This window comes from Mobilicoccus caccae, from assembly GCF_030161635.1.
In the GTDB taxonomy this organism is placed as follows: Bacteria; Actinomycetota; Actinomycetes; order Actinomycetales; family Dermatophilaceae; genus Mobilicoccus; species Mobilicoccus caccae.
Genome location: NZ_BSUO01000001.1, coordinates 3,189,848 through 3,206,609 on the forward strand (window position 1 = coordinate 3,189,848; position 16,762 = coordinate 3,206,609).

Below are 16,762 nucleotides of genomic sequence, written 5' to 3' on the forward strand. Positions count from 1 at the left end.
CCCGAGAGGGCCCCACGATCAGATGATCGTGAGGCCCTCTCGTCACGCCGGGCGGGTCAGCCGGTCAGATCCACAGGGCCGGCTCGGCGAACATCGCCTCGTACGGGTCCTCGCGGTCGGCCAGAGCACGGTGACGCGCCGGGATGCCCGTCGCCACGTGGTTGCCGGGGACGTCCTTGACGACCACGGAGTTCGCGCCGATCTGCGCCCCGTCCCCGAGCTCGACGGCACCGAGGATCTTGGCGCCGGCACCGACGGTGATGCCGTTGCCGAGCGTGGGGTGCCGCTTGCCCTTGTTCAGGGTTCGACCGCCCAGGGTGACCCCGTGGTACAGCATGACGTCGTCACCGACCTCGGCGGTCTCGCCGATGACGACACCCATCCCGTGATCGATGAAAAAACGGCGACCGATGGTGGCACCGGGGTGGATCTCCACGCCCGTCGCGGTGCGCGCCACGTTGGACAGCACCCGCGCGGGCAGACGCAGACCCTCCTTCTGCCACATCGAGTGCGCCACCCGGTGCGCCCAGATCGCATGCAACCCGGGCGAGACGACGGCCATCTGCGCCCGCGAGGTAGCCGCCGGGTCGCGCTCGACGGCGGCGTCGAGGTCCTCCAGCACCCGATCCCGCGCACGCACCCACCACGGCCGGCGGCTCTCGGCCAGACGCTTCTCCTCGTCGTGCTCGTGCTCGTGCCGGCACCGGATCCCGACACACAGGTGGTCGGCGTCCGGCGGGGCATCGGTGTGCGCGGCGTCCTCGCGCGAGCGCCCGCCCGCGACGAGCCGAAGGCCGGGCAACGCGTTGCGCGCTGCTCCGACGACGGAACTTGCCTGTGACATGGTCTCGTCCTCTGGTCGGGGTCGGGTGGGTGCGGAGGTGGCGGCGGTCAGTCGCGCAGACCGTCGAAGAGCACCGTGGACAGGTAGCGCTCGCCGAAGGAGGGGATGATGACGACGATCGTCTTGCCCTTGTTCTCGGGACGCTGCGCCACCTGCTGGGCGGCGGCGAGGGCCGCACCGGAGGACAGACCGACCAGCAGACCCTCCTGCGTCGCGGCCTTGCGCGCGAACTCGACGGAGGCGTCGATGTCGATGTCGAGCACCTCGTCGTAGATGTCGGTGTCGAGGATCTCGGGCACGAAGTTGGCGCCGATGCCCTGGATCTTGTGCGGACCGGGCTTGCCGCCGTTGAGGATCGGCGACTCCTTGGGCTCGACGGCCACGAGCTTGACCTCGGGCTTGCGCTCCTTGAGCACGCGACCGACGCCGGTGATCGTGCCGCCGGTACCGATTCCGGCGATGACGATGTCGACCTCGCCGTCGGTGTCCTTCCAGATCTCCTCCGCCGTGGTCTGGGCGTGGATCCGGGGGTTGGCCTCGTTGGCGAACTGACGGGCGAGGATGCCACCGCGCTCCGCGGCGATCTGCTCGGCCTTCTCCACCGCACCGCGCATGCCCTCGGCACCGGGGGTGAGCACCAGCTCGGCGCCGAACGCGCGCAGCAGCGCCTTGCGCTCGGCGCTCATCGTCTCGGGCATGGCCAGCACGACGTCGTACCCGCGGGCAGCGCCGACCATCGCGAGCGCGATCCCGGTGTTGCCGCTGGTCGCCTCGACGATGGTGCCGCCGGGCTTGAGCTCACCCGAGGCCTCCGCGGCGTCGACGATGGCCACACCGATGCGGTCCTTCACCGAGTTCGCCGGGTTGTAGAACTCGAGCTTGGCCGCCACGATCGTCGAGTCGTCGACCCCCTGCAGGGCGCGCTTGACGCGGACGAGCGGCGTGTTGCCGATGAGCTTGGTGACGTCGTCATGAATGGGCACTGATGGAGCCTTCCGTCGAGTCTGAAGAGTGGGCGTCGCGGGCCGACCATGTTTCCGACGGTTCTTCGGACGGTCCGCACGGCCCGGGCGGTCCCGGGCGCATCGACGTTGGCAACACTCCGGGACTTATCGATATTCCAACACTCGATTATGGTCGCGGCGCCTCGGCCACCCGCGCCCGGCATCCGCGATACGAGACACGGGTCGGGGCGTGGGTCGACCGCGGGGCGTGACGCCGCTCACAGGTCCGGTTACCCGCAAGTCACTTGACGGACGGCGAACCACCACGTCGCTGCGGGAACCGGACGCACCGGACAGGCCCGCCGCAGGGTGAATCGACCCGCGACAAGGGTTGCTCACCACGTGAGGACCGCATTTCGCCATCTGAGTTCGTATCATTTGCCCATGTCAGCCCCGCTGCCCATGTCGGCCCTGCAGATCACGGCGATCGGCCTCTGTCTCGTCATCCCGACGATCGGATGGGTCCTGCTCTTCCGGCAGGTCTACCGGTACACGTCCCTCTATCGAACGGGCGCACCGGATCGCAGCCGCACCGACCGGCCGGCGACACGCACGGCCACGCTGCTCCGTGAGTTCCTCGGGCACACGCGCATGGCGCGGCTCCCGGTGGTCGCGATCGCCCACTGGTTCACCGCACTGGGCTTCCTGGTGCTCTTCTCGACGCTGGTCAACGCGTTCTTCCAGCTCGTCTGGCCCGAGTTCGCGCTGCCGATCATCGGCCACTTCCCCCGTACGAGTGGCTCATCGAGATCCTCGCCTGGGGCACCATGATCGGCATCGTCGCGCTCATCGCGATCCGCCAGAAGAACCACCCGCGCAGCGCGGCCGGCGAGCAGGGGCGTCGCAGCCGCTTCTTCGGATCCAACTGGGGCCAGGCCTACTTCGTCGAGATCATCATCCTGCTGGTCACGATCTGCATCATCTCGCTGCGGAGCCAGGAGGCCGCTCTCTACCGGTACACCGACCCGGACATGAACCTCCTGCTGCACTTCCCGCTGACCTACTGGCTGAGCTTCATCTGGTCGCCGTTGTCGGAGGAGTGGCTGCGGGAGTCGATCATCGTCGTCGCGGCGATCAAGATCCTCGTGTCGTTCACCTGGATGATCGTCGTCTCGCTCACCCCGACGATGGGTGTGGCCTGGCACCGGTTCCTCGCGTTCTTCAACATCTGGTTCAAGCGTCACGCCGACGGCCGCACCTCCCTCGGTGCGTTGCAGCCCATGCAGGTGAACGGGCAGGCCGTCACGGCCGAGAACCTCGAAGAGATCATGGAGGCCGCCGAGGAGGAGACCGAGGACGAGGACGAGCCGGCCCTCTCGATGGGCGCCGGCCACGTGAAGGACTTCACGTGGAAGCAGATGCTCGACTTCTCCACCTGCACCGAGTGCGGCCGCTGCCAGAGTCAGTGCCCGGCGTGGAACACCGACAAGCCGCTGTCGCCGAAGATGCTCATGATGACCCTTCGCGACCACGCGAACGAGATGGCGCCGTGGCTGCGCGCCTCCGCCGAGGATCGCCGGGGTCTGCCCGAACACACCCGCAAGCTCGCCGAGGTGCCGCTCGTCGGCGCCACCGGGTACGAGTCGGATCACCCGCTCGGCGCCTACGACGCCCTCGGGCCCGACGCGATCATCGACTCCGACGTGCTCTGGTCGTGCACGACCTGCGGCGCCTGCGTCGAGCAGTGCCCCGTCGACATCGAGCACGTCGACGCCATCGTCGACATGCGTCGCCACCAGGTGCTCATCGAGTCCGCGTTCCCCGCCGAGTTCGGTGGGCTGTTCAAGAACCTGGAGTCCAAGCAGAACCCGTGGGGCATGGCGCCCAAGATGCGCCTCGACTGGGCCAAGGGGCTCGAGTTCGACATCCCGGTCGTCGGTGTCGACGTCGAGGACCTCGGCGATGTCGACTACCTCTTCTGGGTGGGCTGTGCGGGCGCGTTCGAGGACCGGGCCAAGAAGACGACGCGCGCGGTGGCGGAGCTGCTGCACGAGGCCGACGTGTCGTTCGCGGTGCTCGGTGAGGGCGAGGCCTGCACCGGCGACTCCGCCCGACGGGCCGGCAACGAGATCCTCTACCAGATGCTCGCGGCGCAGAACGTCGAGATGCTCAACGAGGTCGGGGCGAAGAAGATCGTCGTCACCTGCGCGCACTGCTTCAACACGCTGCGCAACGAATACCCGCAGAACGGTGGGCAGTACGAGGTGCTGCACCACACGCAGCTCCTCAACCGCCTCGTCCGCGAGAAGCGGCTCGTGCCGGTCTCACGGCCCGAGGAACACCCGGGTCTGTCGACGGCCAAGAAGGTCCAGTCCACGGCCGCCACGGTCACCTACCACGACCCCTGCTACCTCGGCCGGCACAACGACGTGTACGCGCCGCCGCGCGAGCTCATCGGCGCGCTGCCGGGCGTCGAGCTGCGTGAGATGCCGCGGCACGGCATGAAGTCGTTCTGCTGTGGCGCCGGTGGTGCCCGCATGTGGGCCGAGGAGAACCTCGGCACCCGGGTCAACCTCAACCGCACCGCGGAGGCCGTCGAGACCGGCGCCGACCGGATCGCGGTCGGCTGCCCCTTCTGTCGCGTCATGCTCACCGACGGCCTGACCGCCATGCAGTCGGAGGACACCGCCCGCGAGGAGGTCGAGGTCGTCGACGTCGCGCAGATGCTGCTGGCCGCCGTCCGTCGCGGTGAGACGCCCGACGAGTCCGACGTCGACACTCCCGACGCCGCCGGACAGACGGGCACGGCCGCCGCGTCGGCCCCCGCCGAGGACGTCGAGGCCGCGAAGGAGGAGGCTGCCGAGGGCGGTTCGCCCGAGGTCGAGACCTCCGACGCGACCGCGAAGGCCGCCGACGAGGCCCGCGCGGAGCAGGCGACCGAACCCGCCCCCGCCGAGCAGGAACAGCCGGCCCAGGCTCCCGCGAAGGGCGGCAAGATGTCGGCCGCCGACGCGCTGGCGATGATGCAGGCTCAGGGCTCTCAGAGCGACGACGCCGACACGAAGGCCCCCGAGGCCACGGCCGAGGCGACCCCGGCGGCGGAGACCACCGCGTCCCAGCCGGCTGCGGCCACGTCGGAGGCCGCCGAGGCGCCCAAGGCCGAGATGCCCAAGGGCAAGATGTCGGCCGCCGACGCCCTCGCCATGATGGGTGGGGCCGCTGCTGGTACCGCCCAGACGCCGGAGAAGAAGGACGCGGCGCCCGAGCCCACGGCGGAGGCGACCACTCCCGCAGACGCGGACGCGCAGGCAGGGCAGAGCTCCGCTCCCGCGGCTCCGGCTCCCAAGGCGGAGATGCCCAAGGGCAAGATGTCCGCCGCCGACGCCCTCGCGATGATGCAGGCCCAGGCGCCCGCCGCCGAGCCCGAAGCGCAGAAGGCGGCACCGACGGCATCCGCCACCCAGGAGGAGCCGGCCAAGACCGTTGCCGACGACGCCGCGTCCACTCCCGAGGCGGCACCTGCCGTGCAGGACACGACGCCGACACCTTCGACGACCGAGCCGGCGGCGGAACCTGCCGCGCAGAAGTCCGCAGCCACACCGGCTCCGGCGGCACGCAAGGCGCCGGTGGAGATGCCCAAGGGCAAGATGTCGGCCTCCGAGGCCCTGGCGATGATGCAGGCCCAGGCCCCGGCTGCCACATCCGAACCGGACGCGGCGGCCGACACCGCACCGGCCGAGGCCGAGCCTGTCGACACGGCACCGGCCGACACTGCTCCGGCTTCCGAGCCGGAGACGCAGGCCGCTGCTCCCGAGTCGGCCGCAGCGCCGGAGCCCGAGCCCGAGCCGGTCGCCACGGAGTCCGCCACGACCGACGAGGCCGAGGCGCGACCGCAGCCGACCACCGAGACGACCGCCGCGAGCGCTCCGGCGACGTGCCAGCCGGCCGTCACGCAGAGCGCTCCCGCGAAGCCTGCACCGACGAAGCGGGTGGAGATGCCGAGCGGCAGGATGTCCGCCTCGGAGGCGCTGGCCCTCCTCGGCGGCATGGCCGCCCCGGCAGCGGACGAGCCGGAGGCACCGGCGCAGCCGGAGGCCGAGGCCACCCCGTCCGCGCAGCCGGAGACGGCGCAGGCCCCGACCGAGGACGCGTCGACCGAGACGACCCCGGCGTCCGCGGCGACGGTGACGACGGAACCGGCGGCACCGGCAGAGACCGAGACCCCGGCGGCCTCACCCACCCCGGAGGCGGCACCGGCACCCGAAGCCGCATCCGACGGTGACGCACCGAAGGCTCCGGCATCCGCGCCGGCCAGGGTCGACACCGGCGCATGGGCACGTCTGCAGGAGGCGGCGGGAGGCAAGCCGATCGCCGCGTCCGAGGCGCTGAAGATCCTCGGCGGGTCATAGCTCTCGTCCACCTCGAACCCGGAGGGTGGCGTTGACATCGGAGGCACTGGCATCCGGTCTCAGCGCCACCCTCCGGGTTTTCCGTTGTCCGGCAGCAGGTGTTTTCGCTCCCGGCCGACGGGGAATAGGAGCAGGAGACACCGAGCCGGAAGGGGCCGATGATGCCGAAGCAGAAATCCCGCAAGCGCGTGCTCGCCGTGACCACGAGCGTCGACGAGTACCGCACCACCGGGTACCGCACGGGCCTGTGGCTGGGCGAACTCACCCACTTCTACGACGTCGTGACCGACGCCGGGCACGAGGTGGTCATCGCGAGCATCGACGGCGGCTTCGTCCCCCTGGATCCCGAGAGTCTGTCGACGATCATGCTCGCGCAGGGCGGCACCAAGAAGCGCTACGCCGACCGGGCCTTCATGGACCTGCTGCGCGACACCCCCGCGGTGTCCACGCTGCGCGCCCTCGACTTCGACGCGATCTACCTGACCGGCGGGCACGGCACCATGTACGACTTCACGGACCCTGCGCTGGCGCGACTGGTCTCCGACTTCTGGGCGCAGGACAAGGTCGTCTCGGCCGTCTGCCACGGACCGGCCGGCCTGCTCGAGGCCACGGACACGAAGGGCCGCCCGCTCGTGGCCAAGCGCAAGGTCACGGGGTTCTCCTGGCCCGAGGAGAAGCTCGCCGGACGCGCCGACGCGGTCCCGTTCGACCTGTCGAAGGCCCTCAAGCAGCGCGGCGCCAAGTACGACAAGGCGCTGCGTCCGATGGCGAAGAACGTCGTCACCGACGGTCGCCTCATCACCGGGCAGAACCCCATGAGCGCCAAGGCCGTCGCCAAAGCGGTGCTCAAGAAGCTTCGCTGACGACCGGACGCGCCTGCCCGGGTGGTCGCGTCCGCGCTGGTTACGTCTCCTGGCCGGCGAACTGGGCGGCGTGCAGGCGGGCGAAGGTGCCGCCTGCCGCGAGGAGCGCCTCGTGGGTGCCCTGCTCGACGATGCTGCCCTGCTCCATGACGAGGATGAGATCGGCGTCGCGGATCGTCGACAGACGGTGCGCGATGACGAAGCTCGTCCGCTCGCTGCGCAGCGCCGCCATGGCCTGCTGCAGCAGGACCTCCGTGCGGGTGTCGACGCTCGAGGTGGCCTCGTCGAGGATGAGCAGGCTCGGCTGGGCGAGGAACGCCCGTGCGATCGTGATGAGCTGCTTCTCCCCCGCGGAGATGTTGCCGCCCTCGTCGTCGAGCATCGTGTCGTAGCCGTCCGGCAGGTGCTGGACGAACCGGTCGACGTAGGTGGCCTCCGCCGCCTCCCGGATCTCGTCCTCGGTGGCCTCGGGCCGCCCGTAGGCGATGTTGTCGCGGATGGTGCCCTTGAAGATCCACGTGTCCTGCAGCACCATGCCGATCCGGCTGCGCAACTGGCGCCGCGACATGTCGGTGATGTCGACACCGTCGAGGGTGATGCGGCCGGAGTCCAGCTCGTAGAACCGCATGATGAGGTTGACCAGGGTCGTCTTGCCGGCACCGGTCGGGCCCACGATGGCCACGGTCTGACCGGGCTCCGCGACGAGATCGAGGCCGTCGATGAGGGGTTGGGCAGGGTCGTAGCTGAACGTCACGTCGTCGAACTCGATGCGCCCACGGGCACGGTCCGACAGCTGCGCGTGGGTGCGCTCCTGCTCCTGCTCGGGCGCATCCAACAGCTCGAAGACCCGCTCCGCCGACGCCACACCCGACTGCAGCAGGTTGGCCATCGACGCCACCTGCGAGAGCGGTTGGGTGAACTGGCGGGAGTACTGGATGAACGCCTGCACGTTGCCGAGCGTCATCGACCCGGTGGCCACCTGGACCCCGCCGACGACGGCCACGAGCACGTAGGAGATGTTCCCGATGAACATCATCGCCGGCATCATCAGGCCCGACACGAACTGCGCCCCGAAGGTCGCCTGGTACAACTCCTGGTTGGTGCGCATCGCCGAGGCCACGGCCTCCTGACGCCGACCGAACACCGTGACGAGTTCGTGTCCGGTGAAGACCTCCTCGATCTGTCCGTTGAAGACGCCCGTGCGCTCCCACTGCCGCACGAACAGCTTCTGGCTGCGTTTGGCGATGACGCCCAGGACGATCATGGACAGCGGGATCGCCGTCAGCGCGATGAGGGTGAGCAGCGGGCTGATCCACAGCATGATGATGAGGATGCCGACCACGGTGACCAGGGCGTTGAGCAGCTGACCGAGGGTCTGCTGCAGGCTCAGTCCGAGGTTGTCGATGTCGTTGGTGACGCGGCTCAGCAGCTCACCACGCGGCTGGCGGTCGACGTGGCTGAGCGGTAGGCGGTGGAGCTTGTCCTCGACGTCGGAGCGCATCCGCCGCATCGTCACCATCGAGACGTTGTTGACGATGAGGGCCGAGATCCACATGAGCACCGAGGACGCCGCGTACAGGCCGACGACGACGAGCAGCACTCGGCCGATCTCGTCGAACGGGACTCCTTGCCCCGGAACCAGATCCATGGCCGCGACCATGTTCGCGAAGTTGTCCTGCCCCTGCCCACGCAGACCCGCGACGACCTGGTCCTTGGACTGCCCGGCCGGCAGCCTCGCTCCGATGACACCGGCGAACAACAGGTCGGTGGCGCGGCCCAGCACCTTGGGACCCAGCACCGCCAGGGCGACGCTCGCGACGCTGAGGACGACGGCCGCGAGGACCTGGAGTCGCACCGGCGCGAGACGCCCCAGCAGTCGCCGCCCCGATCCGAAGAAGTCCATCGACTTCTCCGCCGGCACGTTCATCCCGCCGGGGTGTCGCCCGCCTTGGCGCCGTGCGGCCTTGGCGACCTGTTGCTCGTCGATCGTCGGCTCCCGATCGGGGGAGGCCGAATCCACAGCGGTGCTCACGGCGTGACCTCCCCCGTGGTCGCCGGGCTCTCGATCTCGGCGTCGGAGACCCGCAACTGGGAGGACACGATCTCCTGGTAGGTCCGACAGGTGTCGAGGAGTTCGTCGTGGGTGCCGACGCCGACGAGACGCCCGCCGTCGAGGACGAGGATCTGATCGGCCGTGGCGATGGTGGAGACGCGCTGGGCCACGACGATGACGGTCGCGTCGGCCACCCAGGGCGCGAGCGCGGCCCGCAGTCGGGCGTCGGTGGCGACGTCGAGGGCGGAGAACGAGTCGTCGAACAGGTACAGCTCGGGCCGGGCCACCAACGCCCGGGCGATGCAGAGCCGCTGCCGCTGACCGCCGGAGACGTTGGTCCCGCCCTGGGAGATGGGGTGCTCGAGCCCGTCGGCGTAGGCCGAGACGAAGTCGTCGGCCTGAGCCACCTCGAGCGCCGCCCACAGCTCCTCGTCGGTGGCATCGGGGCGCCCGAAGCGCAGGTTGGACGCCACCGTGCCACTGAACAGGTAGGGCTTCTGCGGCACGAGCCCGACCCTGGACCACAACTGCTCGGGGTCGATGTCGCGCACGTCGACCCCGTCGAGACGCACGCTGCCGCCGGTGGCGTCGAACAATCGCGGCAAAAGCTTGACCAGCGTCGTCTTGCCCGATCCGGTGCTCCCGACGACCGCCGTCGTCGTGCCGCGCCGCGCGGAGAAGGAGATCCGGTCGAGCACGGGCGCCTCGGCACCGGGGTAGGTGAAGGAGACGTCGACGAACTCGACCTCACCGCGCAGGTCTCTGAGCGGCACCGGGCTCTTCGGCGCCACGACGCTCGTGCGTTCGGCCAGTACCTCGCCGATGCGGTCCGCGGACACCGCCGCCCGCGGGATCATCGTCGAGACCATCGTGGCCATCATGACGCTCATGAGGATCTGGATGAGATAGGTGAGATAGGCGAAGAGCGAGCCGATCTGCATCTCGCCCGCGTCGACCCGCAGGCCCCCGAACCAGATGACGGCGACCGTCGACAGGTTCATCACGGCCATGACGATGGGGAACATCAGCGCCATGAGGCGCCCGACGGCCAGCGTGGTGTCGGTGAGCTCCTCGTTGGCCACGCCGAACCGCTGCCGTTCGGCGTCCTCCCGGGTGAACGCGCGCACGACCCGCAACCCGGTGATCTGCTCGCGCATCACCCGGTTGACCGCATCGATGCGCGTCTGCTGCTGCCGGAACAGCGGGACCATCCGGCGGATGATGAGCAGCACGGCGGCCAGGAGGACCGGGACGGCGACCGCGACGAGCCACGACAGCCCGACGTCCTCACGCAGGGCCATGACCACGCCGCCGACCATCATGATCGGGGCGCTGACCAGCATGATGGCGCCCATGACGACGAGCTGCTGCACCTGCTGGACGTCGTTGGTGTTGCGGGTGATCAGCGAGGGCGCGCCGAACCTCGCCACCTCGCGGGCCGAGAAGCCCATGACGGCGTCGAGCACGTCGGCCCGCACGTCGCGACCCAGGCTCATCGCGACGTTGGCCCCCGCCCAGACGGCGCCGCACGAGCACGCGATCTGGATGATGGAGGCCAGCAGCATGAGGATCGAGACGTCCCAGATGTGCTCGATGTCCCCCCGTGCGACGCCGTTGTCGATGATGTCGGCGTTGAGCGCCGGCAGCCAGAGCGCGGCGAAGGTCGACCCGAGCTGGAGCAGGGCGACCACCGCGAGCAGCCCGCGGTAGGGGGCCAGGTAGCGGCGCAGGAGACGCATGAGCACGTCTCAATCATGCAGGTATCCACCGACAGCCCGCGCGTCCAGCAGGTGAGGTGGGCCCTTCGGGCCGGCGAAGTCTCAGTGATTCCCGAGGGTTCGCGCGAGCAACGCCTCCAGCTCGGCGAACGCCCGCTCGGCTCCGGCCTCCTGGTAAGAGGCGGTGTCGGACATGGTGAAGCCGTGGGGAGCGTCGGGGTAGACGGCGCTGGTGACGTCCCTCCCGGCGCTCTCCAGGCACCGGTCCAGCTCCTCGATCGACTCCGGCGGGTTGAGCTTGTCCTGGTCGGCGTGACCGAACAGGTACGCGGCGCGGGTGCCGGCGACGAGGCGGTGCGGGCTGTTCTCCGAGTCCTCCACGAGGTTGGCCCCGTGGAACCCCGCGACGGCCGCGACCTCCTCGGGACGCTCGGCGGCGGCGCGGATCGCCAGGCGCGCACCCATGCAGAACCCGACCGTGCCGATCGGGGTCGTCGCGTACCGCCCGAGCGTGTCGAACCAGAACGGGACGTCGGCGTTCGACAGATCCGGGGTGTAGCCCTGCACCCGTGGCGAGGCCACCTTCATGAACGCCGCACGGTTGTCGGGGTCGCGCAGGTCGGTCGTGGGCGCGAGCTCCTCGATCGACCCCTCGCGGTAGAAGACGTTCGGCAGCAGCACCACGTAACCCCACGAGGCGATGCGGTCGGCCATCTCCTTGGTGCGCTCACGCACGCCGTTGGCGTCCATGAAGAACAGCACGCCGGGGTGCGGCTGGTCGTCGGGTCGCGAGAGGTAGGCCTCGGCCTCACCCGCGTCGGTCGTGATCCTCAGCATCTCGTTCACGACTCCTGCCTACGACACCTGCGCGAAGACCGCAAGGGCTGCGCGCACCGCACCCCGGCTGTGCTCGGCCGGCGTGACCGGCTCAGCCCAACTGCTTGGCCGTGACGAACTCCTGGGCGACGGCGGCCGGGTCCTGACGCTCGACGTCGACCTTGGTGAGCATCTCCTGCAGGTCCTGGGTGGTCAGAGCGTCGGAGACACGGTCCAGCGTCTCGGTGACCGCCGAGTTCTGCGCGACCTCCTTGGACACCAGCGGCACGACGTTCTGGCTGCCGAACAGCCCCTTGTCGTCCTCGAGAGCGACCAGTTCGTGCTGCACGTAGGCGGGGTCGGTGGTGAAGACGTTGGCGGCGTCGACCTGCCCGTTGACGAGCGCTTGGATCAACGCCTGCCCACCCAGCTCGCGCACCTGACCGAACTCGACCGCATACACGGACTTGAGGCCGGGGATGCCCTGGCGGCGGGCCTTGAACTCCGGCGGTGCCCCGAGGGTGAGCTCCCCCGCCTTGGTGGCCAGGTCGCTGACCGTGCGCAGCGACTGCTGTTCGGCGGTCTGCCGGGTGACGGTGATGGAGTCCTTGTTCTCGGCCGCGCTGGGCCGCAGCACGGTCAGCTCCGCGGGCAGGACGGACTTGAGGTGCTCGTAGACCTCGTTGGGGTCGGTGCCCGCGTACTCCTGGTCGTAGTAGGAGGCCAGGGCGCCGGTGTACTCGGGGATGACGTTGATCGAGCCGTCGGTCATGCCCTTGATGTAGGCCTCGCGAGCACCGATCCCGAGGCGCGGCTGGGCGACCTGGATGCCCTGGGCCTTGAGCGCGGTCGTGTAGACGTGGGCCAGCAGCTTGGATTCGGAGAAGTCGGCCGAACCGACCGTCACCGTGCCGCCGGCCGCCGATCCGCTCGCGCCGGGAGCGGGCTCTTCGGCCAGCGGGTCGGAGCCGCCGCCGCACGCGGCAGCCGTCATCGTCGCGACGAGGGCGACCGCGGCACCGAGCCTGCGCCGGGTGGCCGTGCGGGTGGAGGAGGTCGTCGTCATGGGATGGCCTTTCTGCCGGAGGGTGTGGGGCGGGGATCAGGACGTCGATCGCGGCGTCGGGGTCGGGCGTCGGCGCGCAGGCCGGGTGAGACGACGAGCCGCGTGAGCAGCGCGAGCAGTCCGTCGAGGACGAGGGCCAGCAGCGCGACGAGCAGCGCGCCTCCGGCGACCTGGGCGTAGTCGGAGGCCGCGAGCCCGTCGATGAGGAAGCGGCCGAGCCCGCCGAGGCTGATGTAGGAGGCGATCGTGGCCGTGGCGACGACCTGCAGGGTGGCGCTGCGGACCCCGGAGAGCAATAGCGGCAGCGCGCAGGGCAGTTCGACGCCGGTGAGGACCTGGCGTCGGGTCATGCCGACACCGTGCGCGGCGTCGCGAGCGGCGGGGTCGACCGCCTCCACCCCGGCGTAGGCGCCCGAGAGCAGCGGCGGCATCGCGAGGATGACGAGAACGATGAGGCTGGGCAGCACGAACGCCAGGTCGGACTCCAGGCGGGGCCCGAGCCAGAGGGCGAACGCGAACAGCAGGCCGAGGCTCGGGATGGCGCGGGCCGCGTTCGTGGTGCTGATGAGCCACCTGCCCCGGCCGGTGTGCCCGATGGCCAGGCCGAGGGGAATGGCCACGAGACCGGCGATGACCAGCACCACGAGGGAGTACACGAGGTGCTCCCCCGTGCGGGCGAGGATGCCCTCGGATCCCGACCACGTGGCCGGGTCGCCGAGCCAGGCGAGGAGACGGTCGATCACGACGCGGCTCCCACCCGTGTCCACGGCGTCATCAGCCGCGAGGCCACGACGATGGCGAGGTCGAACAGCAACGCCAGCACCAGGGTGGCGACGATGCCGACGACGAGCACCTCGGGAAAGGCCCGGGCGTACCCGTCGGTGAGCAGGTTGCCCAGCTGGGCCACGCCGATGAGGGAGGCGACGCTGACGATGCTGACGTTGCTCACCGACGCCACCCGCAGACCCGCGGCGATCACCGGCACTGCCAGCGGCAGCTCGACCCGCAGGGCGCGCGCCACCCGCCCGTACCCCATGGCCGTGGCGGCGGCCTTGACGTGCTCGGGAACCGAGTCGAAGCCGTCGGCGACCGTGCGCACCAGCAGGGCCAGGGTGTACACCGTCATCGCGACGACGACGTTGATCGGGTCGAGGATGCGGGTGCCCAGCAGCAACGGCATGAGCACGAAGAGCGCCAGCGAGGGGATGGTGTAGAGCAGCCCGGCCCCGACGACGAGGAACGGGCGGATCGCACTCCAGCGGTGGGCGATCCAGCCCAGCGGCAGCGCCAGCACCAACCCGATCAGCAGGGGCAGACCGGCGAGCTGCACGTGCGCCCAGGCGAGCTGGGCGACCGTGTCGAGGTTGTCGGGCAGCCAGGTCATGCGGGCTCACCGTCGTCGGCGACACCGGCCCGGCCGGCCGCCTCGATCGCGGCGAGGACCTCACCCGGATGCACGATGCCCACGAGGACCCCGTCGCCGTCGACGACGACACCGCGCCGGCTCGGGGAGGACAGCGCCGCGTCGAGATGGGCGCGCAGCGTGCCGCCCTGCCCGGCCAGGGTGCCGCCGAGCCGCAGGTCGTCCTTGCCGACCGGACGACCGACGAGCGATCCGGCCCGGACCCACCCCTGTGGCCGGCCGTCGTCATCGACGACGAGCTGCCAGTCCGAGGCGTCCTCGACGGTCTCGCCCAGACGGATCGTGTGCTCACGGTGCAGCGGCACGTCGGCGGCCTGGAACGCGAGCGAGCGATACCCCCGGTCGCGTCCGACGAAGTCGGCGACGAAGTCGTCGGCCGGCTCGGCCAGCAGGCGGGCGGGGGCGTCGACCTGGGCCAACTCACCTCCGACCCGGAGCACCGCGACCTGGTTGCCGAGCTTGACGGCCTCGTCGATGTCGTGGGTGACCAGCAGGATCGTCTTGTGCAGTTGCGCCTGCAGGGTGAGCAGTTCGTCCTGCAGCGCGTCGCGCACCACCGGGTCGACGGCGCTGAACGGCTCGTCCATGAGGAGCACCGGCGGGTCGGCCGCGAGCGCGCGGGCCACGCCCACCCGCTGCTGCTGGCCGCCGGAGAGCTGCGCGGGGTAGCGCCCGGCGAGTTCGGGGGCCAGGCCCACGACCTCGAGCAGCTCGCGGGCGCGCGTGCGGGCCTTGTCGGTGGACCAGCCGAGCAGCTTGGGCACGGTCATGACGTTGTGCTCGACCGTGCGGTGCGGGAACAGGCCGCCGTGCTGGATGACGTACCCGATGCCCCGCCGCAGCTCGGTGGCCGACATGGACCCGGTGTCGGTACCGTCGAGGGTGATCGTGCCCGAGGTGGGCTCGACCATGCGGTTGACCAAGCGCAACGAGGTGGTCTTGCCACAGCCCGAGGGCCCCACCAGCACCGTGATCTGTCCACGGGGTGCCTCCAGGGTGAGGTCATCGACGGCGACCGTGCCGCCCGGATACGTCTTGGTGACGCGGTCGAACCGGATCATGCGCTCCAACGTATCGGCCACCACCGACAATCGCGCGTCATGGGCCTCCCGCCTTCGGGCCCAGGGGGATTCCCGGGGCCGGCGGGGAGATCAGGCCGGTCGCAGGAGCGTGGAGATCAGATGCTCGGCGGCGAGGTCGTGCCACTGCGCTGCGCGGCGCAGCATGAGGTGTCCGCAGTTGTGGAGTTCCTCGTAGCGCACGTCACCGCCGGCTGCCCGGAGCCGGTCGACGAACTCGCGGGCGTGTTCGGGCGGGCACTCGCGGTCCCGATCGCCCTGGACGAGGAGGACCGACCGGCCGAGCAGATGCTCTACGTGGTCCCGGTCGTGCTCGGTCACCCACGGCGCGAGCGCGACGACGCTGCGCACCTGCTCGTGCCCGGCGGCCGCGAGCGCCGTCCGCCCGCCGAGCGAGTGCCCGAGGAGCCCGATGGGCAGGTGGGCGACGCGTTCGGAGAGGTCGCCCAGCAGCCAGCGCACCTGGCCGAGTGTGGTCTGCTCCCCACCGTTCCACCCGGTCTGGGTGTGCCGGACCCGCACCACGGCGATGCGATCCTCGGACAGCTCGCGGATCCGGCGCCCGAACGGGAAGAGGCGCAGGTAGGGCGCGCTCCAGGGGGCAGTGGTGGAGAACCCGCGCTCGGGGCCTCCGTGCAGGGTGACGACGACGGCCTCGACGGGCCGATCCCCGCGATGCACGGTGTGCGCCGGCCGACGCAGCGGGTGCCGGCGGAGGATGCGGGACACGGCTACACGACGGACTTGGTGAATCCGGCGAAGGAGCGGCTGGCCGTCGGGCCGCGCTGCCCCTGGTAGTGCGACCGGTAGACCGGGCTGCCGTAGGGGTGCTCGGCCGGCGAGGACAACTGGAAGAAGCAGAGCTGGCCGATCTTCATCCCCGGGTAGAGCTTGATGGGCAGCGTCGCGACGTTGCTGAGCTCGAGGGTGACGTGCCCGTCGAAGCCCGGGTCGACGAAACCGGCGGTGGCGTGGGTGAGCAGCCCCAGGCGACCGAGGGAGGACTTGCCCTCGACGCGGGCCGCGATGTCGTCGGGCAGGCACACCGTCTCGTAGGTGGACCCCAGCACGAACTCACCCGGATGCAGGACGAACGCGTCGTCGGACTCGACCTCCACCAGCCGCGTGAGATCGGGCTGCTCCTCCGCGGGATCGATGTAGGGGTACTTGTGGTTGTCGAACAGCCGGAAGTACCGATCGAGCCGGACGTCGATGCTCGAGGGCTGGACCATCCCCTCGTCGTAAGGGGTGAGGCGGACCCGCCCGGCGTCGACCTGGGCCTTGATGTCGCGATCGGAGAGCAGCACGGACAGACACGTTACCGTGGCGGCCTCGGTGCAGAACGTCGGCGAGCTCCGAGCGATGACCGCCCCCTGACACCCTCGCGGCACCCCTTGGACGTCGCGGATCGCTCAGGGCCGTCCCCGGGTCGCCGAAGGGATGGCTGCGAGCGCACACGAAACGACGTCGTCCCCTGGGGCGGCTGGTGCTGCGGGGGGACCTCGCACGCCGATTCGTCCCGTTCGAGCGATCGAGCGGGCCGAGCC

General features: G+C 70.4%; 12 protein-coding genes and 1 pseudogene. 2 read left to right on the top strand and 11 right to left on the bottom strand.

Going from position 1 to position 16,762, the window contains the following annotated elements; genetic code table 11:
* Positions 1–64 precede the first annotated feature (64 nt).
* Both epsC and cysK read right to left on the bottom strand, forming a co-directional pair.
* Positions 65–844, bottom strand: coding sequence for a serine O-acetyltransferase EpsC (epsC, locus tag QQK49_RS15675; protein WP_431310545.1), 780 nt, complete (start codon positions 842–844; stop codon positions 65–67).
* Positions 845–891: 47 nt separating this feature from the next.
* The gene (gene cysK, locus QQK49_RS15680; RefSeq protein ID WP_284304740.1) at positions 892–1,827 is read right to left on the bottom strand and encodes a cysteine synthase A; all 936 of its coding nucleotides are present in this window, start codon (positions 1,825–1,827) and stop codon (positions 892–894) included.
* 423 nt (positions 1,828–2,250) lie between these two features.
* On the opposite strand from cysK, the pseudogene QQK49_RS15685 reads away from it, so the two are divergent.
* Both QQK49_RS15685 and QQK49_RS15690 read left to right on the top strand, forming a co-directional pair.
* Positions 2,251–6,197, top strand: a pseudogene (locus QQK49_RS15685) (heterodisulfide reductase-related iron-sulfur binding cluster).
* A 158-nt stretch (positions 6,198–6,355) separates the two neighbouring features.
* Positions 6,356–7,060, top strand: coding sequence for a type 1 glutamine amidotransferase domain-containing protein (locus tag QQK49_RS15690; RefSeq protein WP_284304741.1), 705 nt, complete (start codon positions 6,356–6,358; stop codon positions 7,058–7,060).
* Between the two features lie 40 nt (positions 7,061–7,100).
* Here QQK49_RS15690 and QQK49_RS15695 read toward each other — a convergent pair whose 3' ends face one another.
* From QQK49_RS15695 to dcd, 9 genes are all read right to left on the bottom strand, one after another.
* On the bottom strand, positions 7,101–8,987 hold the full coding sequence (locus tag QQK49_RS15695) for an ABC transporter ATP-binding protein (protein WP_284305930.1): 1,887 nt from the start codon (positions 8,985–8,987) through the stop codon (positions 7,101–7,103).
* A gap of 101 nt (positions 8,988–9,088) precedes the next feature.
* Positions 9,089–10,858, bottom strand: coding sequence for an ABC transporter ATP-binding protein (locus QQK49_RS15700; RefSeq protein WP_284304742.1), 1,770 nt, complete (start codon positions 10,856–10,858; stop codon positions 9,089–9,091).
* 75 nt (positions 10,859–10,933) lie between these two features.
* The gene (locus tag QQK49_RS15705) at positions 10,934–11,668 is read right to left on the bottom strand and encodes a dienelactone hydrolase family protein (protein WP_284305931.1); all 735 of its coding nucleotides are present in this window, start codon (positions 11,666–11,668) and stop codon (positions 10,934–10,936) included.
* Between the two features lie 91 nt (positions 11,669–11,759).
* Positions 11,760–12,713: an ABC transporter substrate-binding protein gene (locus tag QQK49_RS15710; RefSeq protein ID WP_284304743.1), complete on the bottom strand. Its 954-nt coding sequence runs from the start codon at positions 12,711–12,713 to the stop codon at positions 11,760–11,762.
* On the bottom strand, positions 12,710–13,456 hold the full coding sequence (locus QQK49_RS15715) for an ABC transporter permease (protein WP_284304744.1): 747 nt from the start codon (positions 13,454–13,456) through the stop codon (positions 12,710–12,712). The genes QQK49_RS15710 and QQK49_RS15715 overlap by 4 nt, the downstream gene beginning before the upstream one ends.
* On the bottom strand, positions 13,453–14,097 hold the full coding sequence (locus QQK49_RS15720) for an ABC transporter permease (RefSeq protein ID WP_284304745.1): 645 nt from the start codon (positions 14,095–14,097) through the stop codon (positions 13,453–13,455). Before QQK49_RS15720 ends, QQK49_RS15715 begins: the two co-directional genes overlap by 4 nt.
* Positions 14,094–15,197: an ABC transporter ATP-binding protein gene (locus tag QQK49_RS15725; protein ID WP_284304746.1), complete on the bottom strand. Its 1,104-nt coding sequence runs from the start codon at positions 15,195–15,197 to the stop codon at positions 14,094–14,096. Before QQK49_RS15725 ends, QQK49_RS15720 begins: the two co-directional genes overlap by 4 nt.
* A 90-nt stretch (positions 15,198–15,287) precedes the next feature.
* The gene (locus QQK49_RS15730) at positions 15,288–15,944 is read right to left on the bottom strand and encodes an alpha/beta hydrolase family protein (protein ID WP_284304747.1); all 657 of its coding nucleotides are present in this window, start codon (positions 15,942–15,944) and stop codon (positions 15,288–15,290) included.
* Between the two features lie 2 nt (positions 15,945–15,946).
* Entirely contained in the window at positions 15,947–16,522 is a 576-nt protein-coding gene (dcd, locus tag QQK49_RS15735) for a dCTP deaminase (RefSeq protein ID WP_284304748.1), read from the bottom strand.
* Positions 16,523–16,762: the final 240 nt, after the last annotated feature.